Annotated in this window: 9 protein-coding genes; 4 read left to right on the top strand and 5 right to left on the bottom strand. The window is 63.7% G+C overall.

Annotated features, from left to right (window positions below):
• The first annotated feature begins 183 nt into the window (after positions 1–183).
• Both ptsP and ptsG read left to right on the top strand, forming a co-directional pair.
• Positions 184–2,721, top strand: coding sequence for a phosphoenolpyruvate--protein phosphotransferase (gene ptsP / locus NCR34_RS24475; protein ID WP_248323749.1), 2,538 nt, complete (start codon positions 184–186; stop codon positions 2,719–2,721).
• A 36-nt stretch (positions 2,722–2,757) separates the two neighbouring features.
• Positions 2,758–4,542, top strand: coding sequence for a PTS glucose transporter subunit IIBC (gene ptsG / locus NCR34_RS24470; protein WP_248323748.1), 1,785 nt, complete (start codon positions 2,758–2,760; stop codon positions 4,540–4,542).
• 83 nt (positions 4,543–4,625) lie between these two features.
• Here the strand turns inward: ptsG and NCR34_RS24465 are convergent, their stop codons facing one another.
• Positions 4,626–5,429, bottom strand: coding sequence for a MipA/OmpV family protein (locus NCR34_RS24465; RefSeq protein ID WP_248323747.1), 804 nt, complete (start codon positions 5,427–5,429; stop codon positions 4,626–4,628).
• 227 nt (positions 5,430–5,656) lie between these two features.
• Here NCR34_RS24465 and NCR34_RS24460 point away from each other — a divergent pair, with 227 nt between their 5' ends.
• Both NCR34_RS24460 and NCR34_RS24455 read left to right on the top strand, forming a co-directional pair.
• Entirely contained in the window at positions 5,657–5,872 is a 216-nt protein-coding gene (locus tag NCR34_RS24460) for a hypothetical protein (RefSeq protein ID WP_248324224.1), read from the top strand.
• A gap of 210 nt (positions 5,873–6,082) precedes the next feature.
• Positions 6,083–8,479, top strand: a complete 2,397-nt coding sequence (locus NCR34_RS24455) for a phosphoketolase family protein (RefSeq protein WP_248323746.1) — start codon at positions 6,083–6,085, stop codon at positions 8,477–8,479.
• A gap of 35 nt (positions 8,480–8,514) precedes the next feature.
• On the opposite strand, the gene NCR34_RS24450 is transcribed toward NCR34_RS24455, so the two are convergent.
• The 4 genes from NCR34_RS24450 to NCR34_RS24435 all read right to left on the bottom strand — a co-directional run bounded on the left by NCR34_RS24450 (position 8,515) and on the right by NCR34_RS24435 (position 17,059).
• Positions 8,515–9,537 carry a hypothetical protein gene (locus NCR34_RS24450; protein ID WP_248323745.1) on the bottom strand — a complete coding sequence of 341 codons (1,023 nt, stop codon included), beginning with the start codon at positions 9,535–9,537 and terminating at the stop codon, positions 8,515–8,517.
• Positions 9,538–9,745: 208 nt separating this feature from the next.
• Positions 9,746–11,302: a phospholipase D family protein gene (locus NCR34_RS24445; protein ID WP_250501220.1), complete on the bottom strand. Its 1,557-nt coding sequence runs from the start codon at positions 11,300–11,302 to the stop codon at positions 9,746–9,748.
• A 255-nt stretch (positions 11,303–11,557) separates the two neighbouring features.
• Positions 11,558–12,550, bottom strand: a complete 993-nt coding sequence (locus NCR34_RS24440) for a chemotaxis protein CheB (RefSeq protein ID WP_250501219.1) — start codon at positions 12,548–12,550, stop codon at positions 11,558–11,560.
• Between the two features lie 342 nt (positions 12,551–12,892).
• A complete protein-coding gene (locus tag NCR34_RS24435; RefSeq protein WP_250501218.1) occupies positions 12,893–17,059 on the bottom strand; it encodes a CheR family methyltransferase in 4,167 nt (1,388 codons plus the stop codon).
• Positions 17,060–17,182: the final 123 nt, after the last annotated feature.

Below are 17,182 nucleotides of genomic sequence, written 5' to 3'. Positions count from 1 at the left end.
ATCGTTCCCGTCAATTGGTTTCAACGCAAAGCGCTCTGCATCAGATCAAACCCTGCCCACATATTCCGGCGATTCGTTCTTCGTTTGCCTATGATTCATCGTAGGCAAATGGTCCATTGAACAACCTTGCGCAGACGTCTTATGTATTGACCTCGCGCAGTCGAGGGACAAGGAGTCGTTCACATGAAAGCTCCGCGACGTTTAGAGCGAATCGAGCTGATGGCGCCCATTTCAGGCGTCATGGTCCAACTCGATACCGTGCCCGATCCGGTGTTCGCTCAGAAGATGGTCGGTGATGGCGTGTCGATCGATCCGACTTCCGACGAATTGCTCTCGCCGCTCGCCGGCAAGGTCACGCAACTGCATCGCGCCTGTCATGCAGCGACCGTGACGGGCGACTGCGGTCTCGAAGTGCTGATTCACATCGGTCTCGATACGGTGATGCTGCGCGGCGAAGGCTTCACGCCGCTCGTGAAGGAAGGCGATACCGTCGTGACCGGCCAGCCGCTCATTCGCTTCGACCCGCTCGTCGTCGGCGCAAAGGCCGTGAGTCTGCTCACGGAAATGGTCATCGCGAACGGCGAGCTCGTCACCCGCTATGAACCGGCCACGGGCCTCGTCACGGCGGGCCAGGACGTCGCGCTTCGGGTCGAGTTCGTCGCGCCGACCAAAGACAACGCGAGCCGCGACGCAGGCGGACAGGCCGTATCCGACGAAGTCACGCTGCCGAATCCGCAAGGTCTGCACGCGCGACCCGCCGCCGTGTTCGCCGCCGAAGCCAAGAAGTACACCTCCGAGATTCGCGTCGTGCGCGGCAGCGACAGCGCGAACGCGAAGTCCGTGGTCGCGCTGATGGCGCTATCGACGAGCTTCGGCGACAAGCTGCGCATCGAAGCCGCCGGGCCCGATGCGAATGAAGCCGCGACCGCGCTCGCGCGCCTGCTGGCGTCGGGTTCGGGCGAGAAGCCCGGCGAAGCGCCCGCGCCTGCCGCTCCTGCCATGACGAGCGAAGCCGCCGCGCCGCCACGCGCCACGCCTGCCGACGCGAACGAGTTCACCGGCGTCTCGGCGTCGCCGGGGCTCGCGGTCGGCAAGATCGTGCAGTTTCGCCGCGAAGTCATCGACGTGGCCGAGACGGGCGAATCGCCGCAACGCGAGCGCGCGCGGCTCGACGCGGCGCATCATGAAGCGCGTCAGCAGATCGAGGCGCTGAAGGCGAAGCTGACCGATCCGTCGAAGGCAGAGATCCTCAATGCTCATCTCGAACTGCTGGGCGATCCGGATCTCAACGACGCGGCGATCGCCGGCATCAGCGACGGCAAGAGCGCGGGCTTCGCGTGGCGCGCCGCTTTCGAGGCGCAGGCAAGCCATCTCGAGAAGCTCGACAACGCGCTTCTGCGCGAACGGGCGGGCGATATCCGCGATGTCGGCCGCCGCGTGCTCGCGTTGCTCGCGGGCGCGAAGCAGGCGCGCATCGACGTGCCGGACGAATCCATTCTCATCGCCGAGGAACTCTCTCCTTCGGACACCGCGTCGCTTGACAGAAGCAAAGTGCTCGGCTTCTGCACGACGACAGGCGGCGCGACGAGCCACGTCGCGATACTGGCGCGCTCGCTCGGCATTCCGGCTATCTGCGGCATCGACGAAAGCGCGTTGCAGTTGTCCGACGGCACGCTCGTCGTGCTCGATGGCTCGCGTGGCAGCCTGCGACGCAACCCAGGCGCTGACGACCTGCAAAAGGCGCGCGAGCGCATCGAGCGGCAGACATTGAAGCGGGCACAAGAACAGACCGCCGCGAGCAAGCTCGCGGTGACCGCCGATGGTCATCGCATCGAAGTGGTCGCCAACATCCGCAACGCGCAGGAAGCGCGCGATGCCGTCGCGGCGGGCGCCGAAGGCGTGGGTCTGTTGCGCTCCGAGTTCCTATTCGACAATCGCGACACCGCGCCTTCCGAAGAAGAACAGGCGGCCGAGTACTGCGCCGTCGCCGAAGCGCTCGGCCGCGAGCGTCCGCTCGTCGTTCGCACGCTCGATGTCGGCGGCGACAAACCGCTTTCGTATATGCCGCTGCCGAAGGAAGACAACCCGTTTCTCGGCCTGCGCGGCGTGCGCGTGAGTCTCGAACTGCCCGACTTCTTTCGGACGCAGTTGCGCGCGATCCTGCGGGCGGCGCCCATCGGCAATCTGCATGTGATGTTCCCGATGATCGCGACTCTCGACGAACTGCGCGCGGCCAAGCGCATTCTGCAAGAGGAAGCAGGCGAGCAGATGAGCCGCATCAAGGTAGGCGTGATGATCGAAGTGCCATCGGCTGCGCTGATTGCGGAGCCGCTCGCGCAGGAAGCCGATTTCTTTTCCATCGGCACCAACGATTTGACGCAATACACCCTCGCGATGGATCGCGGGCATCCGAAGCTCGCGAAGCAGGCCGACGCGCTGCATCCGGCCGTGCTGCGTCTCATCGGCATGACCATCGACGGCGCGCACCGGCACGGCAAATGGGTGGGCGTATGCGGCGGGATTGCGTCGGATGCGATGGCCGTGCCCGTGCTGGCCGGACTCGGCATCGACGAGTTGTCGGTCAGCGTGCCGGCCATCGGCTCGATCAAGGCGCAGCTCGCGCGCCTCACGATGGACGAATGCCGCGCGCTCGCAGCCAAGGTACTGACCCTCGGCACCACGGCGGAAGTGCGCGCGCTGCTCGCTCGCTATGCGGAATAGGTAAGAGGCGATCACCGGAACAAGCGGAGAGACAGCATGTTCAAGAACGCTTTCGGCGTGGTGCAGAAGGTCGGCAAATCGCTGATGCTGCCCGTCGCGGTGCTGCCGGTCGCGGGGTTGCTGCTCGGCCTCGGCTCCACCGACTTCCACGGTTATATCCCCGGCATCGTGCTCGCGCTCATGAAGAACGCGGGCGACGTGATCTTCAGCAACCTGCCGTTGATCTTCGCCATCGGCGTCGCGCTCGGCTTCACGGAGAACGACGGCGTGTCGGGCATTGCCGCGACCATCGGCTTTCTCGTGATGACAGCGACGCTGGGCGTCATCGCAACGTTCGAAGGCGTGAAGCCCGACACCATCATGGGCATTCCGTCGATCCAGACCGGCGTGTTCGGCGGCATTCTCGCGGGCGGTCTCGCGGCGTGGATGTTCAATCGCTACTACCGCATCACGCTGCCGCCGTATCTCGGCTTCTTCGCGGGCAAGCGCTTCGTGCCGATCGTCACGGCAATCGGTTCGATCGTGCTCGGCGCGATTCTCTCGGTCATCTGGCCGCCTATCGGCAGCGCGATCAAGGCGTTCTCGCACTGGGCGGCGGTGTCCGATCCGCGCACGGCGGCGACCATCTATGGTTTCGTCGAACGGCTGTTGATTCCCTTCGGCCTGCATCACATCTGGAACGTGCCGTTCTTCTTCGAAGCGGGCAGCTATCTCGATCCCACCACCGGCAAGGTCGTGCACGGCGACATCACGCGCTTCTTCGCGGGCGACCGCACGGCCGGGATTCTCGCCGGCGCGTATTTCTTCAAGATGTTCGGCCTGCCCGCGGCCGCCATCGCAATCTGGCATTGCGCGAAGCCGGAAAAGAAAGTGGCGGTCGGCGGCATGATGGTGTCCGCCGCGCTGACCTCGTTTCTCACGGGCATCACGGAGCCGATCGAGTTCGCGTTCCTGTTCGTCGCGCCGGTGCTGTACTTCATCCACGCGTGTCTCGCGGCATCGGCGCAGTTCGTTGCCAACACGTTGAACATGCACATGGGCTTCACGTTCTCTCAGGGCGCGATCGACTTCGTGATGTTCAATCTGATCGGCAACAAGGCGACCAACGCGTGGTACGTCTTTATCGTCGGACCGATCTATGCGGTGATCTATTACGCCGTGTTCCGCGTCGTCATCACGCGCTTCGATCTCAAGACGCCGGGCCGCGAGGACGATACCGTCGAAGCAGCCGCGGGCAGCACGGCCGAGATGGGCGGACGCTCTCGCGATCTCGTGCTCGCGTTCGGCGGGCGTTCCAACATCAAGAGTCTCGATGCGTGCATCACGCGGCTGCGCATCTCCGTGAACGATCCCGCGCTCGTCGACGATGCCAGGCTCAAGGCGTTGGGCGCGGCAGGCGTCGTGCGCGTGGGTAACGGCGTGCAGGCCATCTTCGGGCCGCTCTCGGAGAACATGAAGACGGACATGCAGGACTATCTGAAGCGCGCGGGCGCGGAAGCCGATCTGCCGGCGGCGGGCGCGGCCGGTGCTGCACAGGCCGCAGATGCGGCGCCTGCACCGGCTTTTGCACCTGCTTCCGACGGTTCGGCTTATGCGGCGCGCGCCGAAAAGATTCGCGAAGCGTTGGGCGGGGGCGCGAACATCGTCACGCTGCAACCGCTCGCGGCGACACGCCTGCGCGTTCTGCTGAACGACGCATCGCGCATGGACAACAAGGCGCTGACGACCGCTGGCGTGCCGGCGACGCAAACGCTCTCTAACGGCGAAGTCGATCTCATCGTCGGCCTCGACGCGGAAGCGCTCGCGGGCGCGATGCACTAGCGCGGCATCGCGTGAATGGATATCGTTGACGTGCACCGTCGTTTCGCTTGCCGCTAGAACGCTGGCATCGAAAGCCGGCGTGCTTATTGAAATGCATAGGCAACGCCAACGCCGTAGGTCAGCTGATTGCGCGTGCCGCGCTGGGTCACGATCGGGCTCGCCGCCGAGTCGCCCATCAAACGCTGATAGTAGACCATCGCGCCTGCGTACCACTTCGGCGTGATCTTGTAGATTCCGGCGATCCAGCCGGTCAGTTGATTCAGTCCGCCGCCCGGACGGAAGACAGGCAGCCCGCTCCTTTGCGCGTCTTCCTGCGTGACGCCGTAGTAGGTCTCGTTGAAGCCGCCGCTCACCCAAGTCGCGCCGGCTCCGCCGCCGACGAACACGCGCGAGTGCAGCGGAAACCACGCGCTCGTGTTCAGTGAAACCCGCGCGCCCGTATAGACGGCTCCTGCATTGGTGACGACGGTGACTTCGCCTCGAAGACGATACGGTACGTCGCCAGCGTGGCTGTATTCGTAACCGACGAAGCCGCCGCCTTCGACTGTCGTGGATACCTCATGGACCTGCGATACCACGGCGTCATCGACATTGCGTCGGCCGAGACGAAGCGCCAGTGCCGGGCCCCACTGGAAGCCGGTTAGCGTACCGAAGTTGTATTGCGCATAGGTCCCGTACCACTCGAACAGATGGCCGCCGCTCGTCGCGTAGCGCATGCCGGGAAGCACGCCTACGATGCGGTCCTTGCCGCCGGCGTACTCGGTCGTCGATCCGATGCCCGCGCCGAAAAAATTCGGCAGTGCGTTCGAAAAGTCCACCGGGCTCGCGCACGCGTCATGCAGAACCAGCGAGAAGCACGCACCGGTGGCTACGGAAAGAAGTCTCACGGGTTTAGCTCCGGTCGATAAGCACCACGCCGTCGACAGCATGTCGGCTTCTTTAATCAATTAAATCCATGCGCCGCCGACAGTCAAGCTATCTCTTCGCAAATGCCGATTCACAAGGTCGGGCGAGGTCGCTATCTTGAAGGAGAAGAGCCGGGGAATCTTCCCATCCTTTCGGAGCCCACATCATGCCCGCATGCACACTCAGGTTCATCGCGGTCGCCACTGCCATGCTCGCCTTGTCGTGGCCTGACAGCGCCTTGCCAACGCAGCAGGCGCAGCAACGCCGCGCCGGGCGCGATGTGCGCCAAGAGACGCGCCAGACCGCGCGGCATACCAAACAGGACTGCCGCGCGGCGAACCAGCAATCGAATGCGCAATGCCGGCAGGACAAGCGCGAGACGAAGCAACACGGGCGTCAGGCTGCAAGAGACATCAAGTACTGAATGCGCTCTATGCGCAGTCAGATCAAACCTTGTGGAAATCGCGCGCCTCGAATCTTGAACATCGCGGCATCGCGTGATATCGACTCAATAAGACGCATAAAAATAAGCACGAAAGAGCGCACCTACCGAACTGCGAACCTCGCGCAGCGCGACGCCTCGTGAAAAAGCACGACGTGCGTTCCGATGCGCCGCTATTGAACGGAGACGTCGATGAACGATCGTTCCAGCACCAATCCGTCTGACGCAACTACCATCGAAGACGACGAACTACGGCTCGTCGATGCATGGTGGCGCGCGTGCAATTACTTATCGGCGGGCATGATCTTTCTCGCGGATAACCCGCTGCTGCGCGAGCCGCTCAAAGCGGAGCACGTCAAGCACCGCCTGCTCGGGCACTGGGGCGCGAGCCCTGCTCTTTCGTTCGTCTGGGCGCATATGAACCGCGTCATCAAGCGCGACGACCTCGATGTCGTTTTCATGGCCGGTCCCGGACACGGCGCGCCCGGCGTGCTCGGCCCCGCTTATCTCGAAGGCACCTATTCGGAGGTCTATCCCGACAAAAGCGAGGATACCGAGGGCTTGCAGAAGTTCTTCAAGCAGTTCTCGTTTCCCGGCCATATCGGCTCGCACGTGACGCCGGAAACGCCGGGATCTATCCATGAAGGCGGCGAACTGGGTTACAGCCTGTCGCATGCGTACGGCGCGGTGCTGGACAATCCCGGACTCATCGTCGCGTGCGTCGTGGGCGATGGCGAAGCGGAGACCGGACCGCTCGCAACTGCATGGCATTCGAACAAGTTCATCAATCCCGCGCGCGACGGCGCAGTGCTGCCCATTCTCAATCTCAACGGCTACAAGATCGCGAACCCGACGATCCTCGCGCGCATCAGCCATCAAGAGTTGGAGGCGCTTTTCGTCGGCTACGGCTACACCCCGTATTTCGTCGAAGGATCGGACCACGCGCAGATGCACCGGAAGATGGCCGAGACACTCGATCGGGTCACCGCCGATATCCGCGCGATCTGGGAGAACAGTCGCGCCGGCAAGGGTCTGGAACGCCCGCGTTGGCCGATGATCGTGCTGCGCACGCCGAAGGGCTGGACCGGACCGAAGGAGATCAACGGGCATAAGGTCGAAGGCTCGTGGCGTTCGCATCAGGTACCGTTCTCGGATGTGCATACGAACCCCGCGAATCTCGCGGTGCTCGAACGCTGGATGCAGAGCTACGAGCCGGAAACACTCTTCGACGCAAACGGCCGGCTGCGCGAAGAAATCCGGGCGCTTGCGCCGACCGGAACGCGGCGGATGAGCGCGAATCCTCATGCGAACGGCGGCGTGCTGCGCAAGGAACTCAAGCTTCCCGACTTCCGCGACTATGCGGTCGATGTCGGCCAGGCGGGGACCGTCCAGCATGAGAACACCCGTCCGCTGGGCGAATTCCTGCGCGACATCATGCGCGCCAACATGGACACGTTCCGCGTGTTCGGTCCCGATGAAACGGCCTCCAACCGGCTACAGGCGGTTTATCAGGCAAGCAAGAAGGTCTGGATGGCCGACATGCTTCCCGAGGACGAGGACGGCGGCGAACTCTCGCGCGACGGCCGCGTCATGGAGATGCTCTCGGAGCACACCTTGCTCGGCTGGCTCGAAGGCTACCTGCTGACCGGACGTCACGGCTTCTTCCATACGTATGAGGCATTCGCGCATGTCGTGGATTCGATGTTCAATCAGCACGCGAAATGGCTCGACATCTGCAAGAACCATGTGCCCTGGCGTGCGTCCGTTTCGTCGGAGACCATTCTGCTGTCTTCCACGGTCTGGCGTCAGGATCACAACGGCTTCTCGCATCAGGACCCGGGGTTCATCGATCTCGTGACGAACAAGAGTCCGTCCGTGACGCGAGTCTATCTGCCGCCCGACGCGAACACGCTTCTCGTCGTGGCCGATCAGTGCCTGCGATCGACCGATTGCATCAATGTGATCGTCGCGGACAAACAGAAGCACTTGCAGTTCATGACGATCGACGAAGCCATCGTGCATTGCGCGAAGGGCATGGGCGTCTGGCGGCGCGCGAGCAACGACGAAAACGAAGAGCCCGATGTCGTCATGGCGTCGTGCGGCGACGTCGCGACTCAGGAAGCGCTCGCGGCCACGGCCATCCTGCGCGAACATCTGCCGGAACTGAAGCTGCGCTTCGTGAATGTGGTCGATCTGTTCAAGATGCAGCCGAATACCGAGCATCCGCACGGATCGAGCGTGCGGAACTTCGAAAGTCTGTTCACGCTGGACAAGCCCGTGATCTTCAACTTTCACGGCTACCCGTGGCTCATCCACAAGCTGGCGTACAAGTTCCGCAATCACGAGAACTTGCATGTGCGCGGCTACAAGGAGAAGGGCAACATCAATACTCCGCTGGAACTCGCGATACTCAATCAGGTGGACCGCTTCAATCTCGTGATCGACGTGATCGACCGCGTGCCTCGCCTGCGCGGAAGCACTGCGCATTTGAGAGAGGACATGAAGAACGCGGTGATTCGCCACCTCGATTACGCGCATACGCATGGCACCGATCCCGACGAGATCGCCGAATGGACGTGGCCATATTGATCGCAGGTCGAGTCGCGGCGCGTTTTGAGACGCGCTCAGATCAGCCACCGCGCCGCATCGTCGATCGCGCCGCCCGCAGCCGGCATGTCTCGCCGCGCGACGCGCACCAATTGCACTGCGCGGACCTCGGGAGGCTGCATCGGCAAATGCGCGAGATGGAGCGTCAGTTCGGCGGCCCGTTCATCGCCGGGCGCTTCGACGACGAGGTTCATGCGATCCAGCCGCAGCGCCTTGCGATCCACGCGTATGAGCGCGGCAGGATCGCCCAGCACGTCGGCGAGCGCGCCAAGCTGCTGTTCCACGGCTTCCGCGCGCGAGCCGAGCGACGCAAGCGCGGCCTCGTTCTCGGCCATCTCGCGCTCCAGTCGGGCGAAGTCCGTCGAAGCATCGCCGTATGCAGGCGACGCGCCGCTCATGCCCGACATGCCCGCGCCACGCCGCCCGAGCATCTGCCTTCGCGCGGCGAGCAGTGCGCGCGTCTCCTTCAACGCCTCGCGTTGGGCCTCCTGCGCCGAGATGCGCGACGTGGCTTCCAGCGCCAGTTGCTCGATGACCCGCAGCACGATGTCATCCCTTAGCGCTGCGTCGGTTTCGTCGCAAATGCGAATGCGCTTGTCGTCGAAGCTCACGGCGATGCGCGGCACGTCCGAGCGCACCACGCCGGCCTCGTCGGCCACGCCGAGCACGCGCCGCTCGACGAGGCGGCTACTCAGCACGGCATGGGCGTGTTCCGCTGCGTAATGCGCGTCGAACCAGTTGCGCAGATCGTTGGACTGGCCGATGACATGCGTGATGTCTTCCGAAGTCGCGAACATGGCGCGCAGATAGGCATCGTCGGCCCATGCGGAAGGCGTCGCATCGCGCGGCGGAGGAAGCGCGTCGACGAGCTCGCGCGCATAACGAAGCGCCGAGCGAACGAGCGGCCCGATCCGCGACTCATAGCGATTCGCGAGCCGCACTTGCGGCGCAATGCGCAGGATGCGATCGAGCGCCTCGCGAATGTCGTCGGTGGAATTGGCATCGCTGCGCGAGCGACCGAGGCGCTCGAAACGCTTCATTAGCCAGCCGAACGGACTCATCGCATGACGTGGACGCTGCCGCCCATATGAAGCGTTTCGCTCGTCACGAGCGTCCTTGCGCGCCGCGACGGAAGCCGGGGAAAGTGCAATGCCATGTCGATACCCCTCGCGAACATGCCACATCGCATAGATACCATCGACCTGTCATGCGCGCAACGCTGCATCGGCGGCACGTCGTTCGCGGGAATCACAGCTGCGATTCTATCGGCAGAATGCCGAGCATCCAGATGCCGGCTCGCTTGAGCGCCGACACGCCCGGCTCGCTTTCGAGCAGCGTCGTCTTGCCGTTGGCGTCCGTATCGATCCACACCATGCGCGTGCCGCCGTTGCCGTTGTCCTGCAACTCGACTCGCCACGCAATTCGATCGATATTCGTGCCGATGCCGTCCGCCACCTGTTCGGCCGCCGCCGCGCTTTCGCAATAGACACCGATCTCCGTGTTCAGCTCGATGGAACGCGGATCGAGGTTCATGGAACCGATGAAGATGCGCTTGCGGTCGAACACATAAGTCTTCGCATGCAGCGACGCCTTCGACGATCCGAATGTCGATTTCTTCGTGCTCTCGTTCTGATCCGCCGACGCGACCGGCTTCAATTCATACAAGCGCACGCCCGCTTCGAGCATGTCCTTGCGATAGCGTTGATAGCCGGCGTGCACCGCCGCGACATCCGTCGCCGCCAGCGAATTCGTCAGCACCGTCACGCGCACGCCGCGCGATGTCATCGACCGAAGCCAGCGCACGCCTTCTTCCCGCGGCACGAAATAAGGCGACACGATCAGCATGTCCTTCTCGGGATCGAGCTTCAGCGCCTTGAACTGCGAGATCAGATGACCTTCGGCATCGCCGGGCGCGCGGGTGATCTTCGCGGGATCGTCGTAGAGAAGCGTTGCCTTGCCCCATGAGAATTCGGTGCCGCGCTGCTGAATCACGATCGCGAGACGCTCGCGCACGTTCGCCACGTACGGCGAATGTTCTTCCGACAAAAGATAAGCATCGAGCTTCTCGCGATACTCGGCTAACGAGTCGGCGTCGGCATGACGTCGCATGAGATTTTCGATCGGATACGCCGCATCCGAGTTCCAGTACAGATCGAACGCACTCGACACTTCGCGCACGACAGGTCCATGCACGAGCACGTCGAGATCGCCGAACGCGACCGTGCTGGATGCGCCGAAGTACTCGTCGCCGATATTGCGGCCGCCGAGAATCGCTGCCTGATTGTCGGCGATGAGCGCCTTGTTATGCATGCGACGATTCACGCGAAAGAACTCCGCTGCGGAGCCAAGTCTCTTGAACGTGCGATTCGCCACAGGATTGAAGAGACGCACCTGCACGTTCGGATGCGAGGCCAGCGCGAGCAGGAACTGATCGTCGGCGTTCGTGCCGAGATCGTCGAGCAGAAGACGCACGCGCACGCCGCGATCGGCCGCGCGCATGATGGACGCGGCCATCTCGCGACCCGTGAGATCCGAATGCCAGATGTAGTACTGGAGATCCAGCGTGCGATCGGCGGTCTCGCTCAGGATCACGCGGGCGATGAGCGCATCCATGCCGTCCGGTAGCAGGTGGAACGCGTTATCGCCGGGATGAGCGGCCTCGCTCGCCGCGAAAGACCTGCCGAGGCGCGTGCTCGCGATGTCGGTCAGCGCGTGGGTTTCCTCGCGTCCGGCTTGCGGCGGAAGGCTTGCACATGCCGTCATCAACAGCGTTAGCGCAACCGCGATCCACTTGGCGAGTTTCATGGCGCACTCTCTGCATGGCGTGGCGAATCGTGTAGTCGCGCCTGCGCGACGGAGACAGCCGCAAGCTACATCGCAGCGTACGATCAGTGAAGCGCGTACTTCACGGCACGCTGTCAGTGCGCCGTAGCGGTTCGATGTCTAACGCGACGCAAAGCGGCCATTGTCCCGCGCCATCAGTGAATTTGTGCGCGGGTTTGCGCCAGGCGCAAGCTCAACGATGAAATGGCAGTCGTGTTCGCGGCTCGCTATGACCGATCAAGGCTCATGCGTGCTGGCTGCGGCCCGAAGAAGTTCCGCCAGCTTCTCGTTCTCGTCGATGCGCGCCTGCTCCACAGCCACGTCCGCGTCGCTGCCCACGCGCTGCGCCCACTGCTGCCGCTCGCGCGCGAATATGATGCGCTCGTGCACCGCCCGCAACGCGCTCCAGATCGCGTTGTCCGCGGTTTGCGCGGTGGCTTCTTCCAGCGACAACATGGAGAACGCGTGCCCGGTATGGCATCGGTAGCGCAAAGGCCGGTCGTCGTTGAGCCGCCAAAGCGCGCCGTTGCAACTCGGACAGGTGAGCGCCGAACGCTGCCCTATCTCATCGAGCACTTGCGGTTCGACGAGCCCAGTGTCTGCAATCTGTGCCTCGCGATCGAGGTCTGGCCGATCAGTCGTCATGGAATGCTCCTTGCGCCGCTTCGCCCCCTTGACGGCTGCAACAAGGACCGCCGGAAGCTCGTCCAGCTTCGCGATGACATCCACGCCCCCGGCAGCGATCGCGCTACGCGGCATGGATGGAGCCTCGCAGTCGTCCGGATGCTGAACCACGCCGTAACCGCCTCGGGCGTGAACCGACGCGAGGCCCGCGGCGCCGTCGTCCAGGTCGCCACTGAGCACCACGCCCACCACGCGGTTTCCGTATTCGACGGCGGCCGATCTGAACAGCGGATCGGCGGCAGGCCGTGCGAAGTTCTCCGTCGCGGTATCGAGAAGATAGAGCATGCCGTCGCGCAGGACCATGTGGCGATCCGGCGGCGCCACGTAAATTCTGCCACGCTGGAGCACTTCTTTGTGCCTGGGATGAGTCGCCGCGTGAGAGCCCCATTGCGACAGCAGTTCGGGCAGGATGCTTCGATGCCGGCCGATATGCACGACGATGCACAGCGTGGCGTCCAGGTCCGCGGGCAACTTTGTCACCAGCATCTTGATGACGGGAAGCCCGCCGCGAGATGCCGCAATGACAACAATATCTCGATGTTCCATAGCGCCTCCGTCGAACTTGGCCCGCATTATTTGCGCCCGCTCTGGTGTCGGCCAGGGAACAGTTGCGGGGTCCGATATCTGGCGACAGTGCGCGTGACGGCGTGCATTGCCCACTTGACCGATTTGCCCGATTTGTCCGGCCTGATCCGAAGAGATGCCGCGACTATCGTCCGGTGCTGCGCGCCTATGCGCGAAGTAGTTGATTCAATGCTGCCATGCGTCCAGCGACATGCACGCGCCGACGTTCCGGGCGACCTCCGTAGCCTCTTGATGCAAGCGTCGCGGGCACTGCGCCGCTCGGCCCGCTCAGACCTGCATCGCGCCCGGCTCGCTAATGTGAAGCTAGCCGGTAGCCTGGCTTCCCTGATCGCGAGTAAGCACGCCTAGCGCATCCATCAACAGCGAAAAGTCCAGCGGCTTTGCCAGATGCACGTCGTAGCCGGCCTCATGCGCGGCCTGCACGTCTTCGTGGCGGTCGTGTCCACTCAGCGCGACGCAGCGCACCGCCGCCCATGCCGGATTTGCGCGAATCCTGCGCGCTAGCTCGTAACCGTTCATGCCGGGCAGGTCGATGTCCGACACGACCGCGTCGATCGGCCGTTCCGCGAGGATCTTCAACGCGGTGTCCGCGTCCGCAGCGGCTTCGACCACGGCGCCTTCCAGTTCAAGCAGCGTGGTCAGCGAAGCGCTGGTGTCCTCGTCGTCCTCCACCAGCAGGATGTGCAGCCCGACGATGCTCGCGTCGTCCCGGCTGATTGCGCTGACAGGCGGCGGGGCGTCGGCCGCCGGCAGCCATACCGACATCGTCGTGCCCATGCCGTGGCCCTCCGATGCTGCCGCGACCCTGCCGCCATGCTTCTCGACCAGTTGCTTGACGAGCGCGAGGCCGATGCCCAGGCCGCCGCGAATGCGGTCGCGCGGTCCCTGACGAAACATGTCGAATACATAGTCGACCATCGCCGCGTCGATCCCTTGCCCATCGTCGGCGACGTCGATGCGCAACATGCCGCCTTCATGCGACAGATTGAGCTTCACATGGCCGCCCGCATGGGTGAACTTCAGCGCGTTCGACACGAGGTTCCAGATGATCTGCTCGCACCGGACGGGATCGGCGAGCGCGATCGCCGGTCCTTCCAGCAGATGCGTTTCGAGTGAGATGCCGCGTGCGCCGGCGTCTTCCTCGCAAGCATCCGCGATGCTGCGCAGGATAGCGGACACGTCCACCCGCTGCACTTCGAGCGTGAGCTTGCCCGTTTGAATGCGCGACCAGTCGAGCAGATCGTCGATGATCTGCGCCTGGCTGCGCACCGCCTGCTTGATGGAAACGGCCGCTTCGCGCACGGCGTCGATGTGCCGGACCTCCGGCAAGCGTGGCAGCATCTCCGACTTCACGCCTATCAGATTGAGCGGATGCTTCAGTTCATGCGACAGCACCGCGATGAACTCGTCCTTCACCTGATTGGCGCTCAGCGCCTGCTCGCGCGCGCGCTGTTCCTGCTCCAGCGCCTCGCGGCTCGCGTCCTCGCGCTGCTTGCGCTCGGTCAGATCGCGGACGATCTTCCCGAAGCCGCTGAACGAGGCGTCCGAGATCGGCGTCACCACGCCGCTGCAATAGATGCGCCGGCCGTCCTTCGTGCGATGCCAGCGTTCGTCGTCGGCGCGGCCTTCCCTCAGCGCGGTTTCGCGCTCGTGCGCGGGCACGAACGCCAGCCGGTCGTTCGTCTCATAGATCAGCTCGATGTCGCGCCCGACCACTTCGTCTTCCGCGTACCCGAAGATTCTCTCCGCGCCCGCGTTCCAGCTCACGATCAGGCCGTCGCGGTCGTGAATGATGATCGCGTAGTCCTTGGTGGACTGCGCGACGAGACGCAGCCTCTGCTCGTTCGCGCGCGCCGCCTCTTCGGCGTGGTGCCTGTCGGTGATGTCGATGAGCGTGATCACCGCGCCGTCGATATGATCGTCGGCCGTGCGATACGGCAACAGCCGCATCAGATACCAGCGGCCTGTCTCGCTCTGAATCTCGCGCTCTGTCAGCCGCAGTGACTGGAACGACTGCCGCACGTCGTCGGCGAGTGTCGGGTAGCGCAGCGAATGCGTAATGTGAAAGAGCGACCGGCCGATGTCGGTATCGATGAGATTGAAGATCGCCGTCGCGTTCGGCGTGAATCGCTTGATGCGAATCTCCTTGTCGACGAACACCGTCGCGATCTCGCTCGATTCGATGATGTTGTGCAAGTCGTCGTTGGCCTTCGCGGTGTCTTCGATGCGTGCCTGCAATTCGGCGTTCGCGGTGGTGAGTTCCTCGTTGACCGACTGAAGCTCTTCCTTGCTGCTTTCGAGTTCTTCGCTGGTCGAGCGCAATTCCTCGTTGATCGCCTGCAACTCTTCGTTCGACGCCCTCAGTTCCTCCACCGACGTTTCATACTGCTCGATGATCGTCGCCAGTTGCTCGCGGCTCTGCTGCAACTCCTGTTCGAGCTGCGCGAGCACGGGGTCCTGACCCGCTGCTTCGGCGTGTTCTTCGTCGGTCATGCGAGCCGACACTTCATCGAACACGATCAGCAGGAACCCGGCATTCGCGACCTTGTCGTGGAACGGCCGCACCGTCATGTTTATCCACGAGGCGCGCGGCTCGTGCACCCACTTCACGCGGCGCGCCTCGACGCTCGTGCCGGTTTGCAGCGCGCGAAAAATGGCCGTGCGAAGTTCCAGACGCAAGTCAGGCAGCACCAGCGACATGATGTTGCTCGACAGCTCGCCGCCCGGATGGCGCAGGAAGCGGCCCGCATTGTCCGAGAGGTGCACGACGTTCGAGTCGCGGTCGATGATGACGCTCGGAGGCGCATACGTTTCGAGCGCGCGCTGATGCAGCTCCGTAAACGAGAAGCTGCGCTGCGCGGGACTGGCCGGCGCGCGCCGCGGCGCGGTAGTTGCCGCGCGTTCGTCGGCGGTGCCCGGTTCATGTTGCGACAGCGGCGGAAAACCCACCGGAGGCTTCGTACGATGCGCGACCATGCGCGCGCGGTAGATGCGCCATTTCTTGTCCACGACGACGAACAGGTCGTCGGCGGCATCGGCCGATTCGGCGGTGCCGAGGAACAGGTAGCCGTTCGGCCGCAACGCGAAGTGGAACAGTTCGAGAATCTGCCGCTGCACCGCGCGTTCGAGGTAGATCAGCACGTTGCGGCACGAGATCAGATCCAGATGCGAGAACGGCGGATCGCGCAGCAGGCTATGCGACGCGAACAGGATGCGCTCGCGCACCGACTTGGCAATGACGTAGTGCGCCGCTTGACGCACGAAATAGCGCTGCAGCAGCGCGGGCGGCACGTCGTTCGCGATCGCGAGCGGATAGGAGCCGGCGCGCGCGCGCGAAATCGCCGCTTCGTCGATGTCGGTGGCGAATACCTGAATGGAGCGGGCCGAGGCCGCCGCGTCGCGCGCCTGCGCCAGTTGCAGCGAGATGGAATAGGCTTCCTCTCCGGAGGCGCAACCGGCCACCCAGACGCGCACCTGGCCCTCGCCCGGGTCCTCCGCGAAAAGGGTGGAGATGACCTCGCGCTCGAGATAATCGAATGCGCCGCGGTCGCGGAAAAACTGCGTCACGCCGATCAGCATGTCGCCGAGCAACGCGTTCGCTTCGTCGGGCGTCGCGCGCAGGAAGTCGCGATAGCCCATCAGATCGCGCTGTCCGTTCACCTGCATGCGCCGTTCGATACGCCGCAGCACCGTGGCGCGTTTGTACAGCCGGAAGTCGTGTCCCGTGCGCACGCGCAGGTGCATCAGGATGTCGGACAGCGCGCGCTCCGGGTCGTTGGCAATCCGACGCGTGCGGTCGTTCGCCGGCTCTGCGACTTCGAGACTCTCCAGCTGGATGCGCTGCGCGTTCGCCAGCAGTTCGATCAATCGCTGCGGCATCTCGGACGCGGGCAGCACGATGTCGACCTGGCTCGTCGCAATGGCGTGCTGCGGCATCTCCGCGTGCTCGGCGTCGCTGGGCGTCTGCGCGAGCGTGATCCCGCCCGCTTCCTTGATGCGAATGAGGCCCGCCGCGCCATCCGATCCCGCGCCGGAAAGCACGATGCCGATCGCATGTTGTTCATGAGCCTCGGCGAGCGTGCGGAAAAAATGGTCGATCGTGAAAGGCGGGCTTTCCGATGCATCGCGATCGACGGCTCTGACGCAGCCATCCGACATCTCGAGCTGCTTGCCCGGCGCGATCACATACACATGGTTCTTTTCGAGCGGCAGAGTGGAAGTCACCTGACGCACTGGCATGCCGGTGGCGCGTTGCAGGATGTCGTCGACGTGACTCGCGTGTTCTGCGGCCAGATGCACCACGACGACGAACGCCATTTCCATGCTGTTCGGCGCATTCTCGAAAAACGTCTGCAAGGCTTCGACGCCGCCGGCCGACGCGCCGATACCCACTACTGGAAACCGCAAGTCGCTCTTGACCGCAATGGGCGAACCCGTCGCTCGCTGGAGCGTCGACTTTGGCTTGGACACTGCGCCTCTCCTCGTCTAATGCGCGGCTGTGTTATTGACGACCAATGCCGAATTCTGCACTGACCACTTATTGTAAGACCAGCGATGCGGCACACAGCTATTGTAGGGCAGCAGGTTGGCCCG

The organism is Caballeronia sp. GAWG1-5s-s (assembly GCF_023631445.1).
Classification (GTDB): domain Bacteria; phylum Pseudomonadota; class Gammaproteobacteria; order Burkholderiales; family Burkholderiaceae; genus Caballeronia.
Note: the sequence above shows the minus strand (reverse complement) of the source record. Positions and strands in the feature narration are given on the sequence as shown.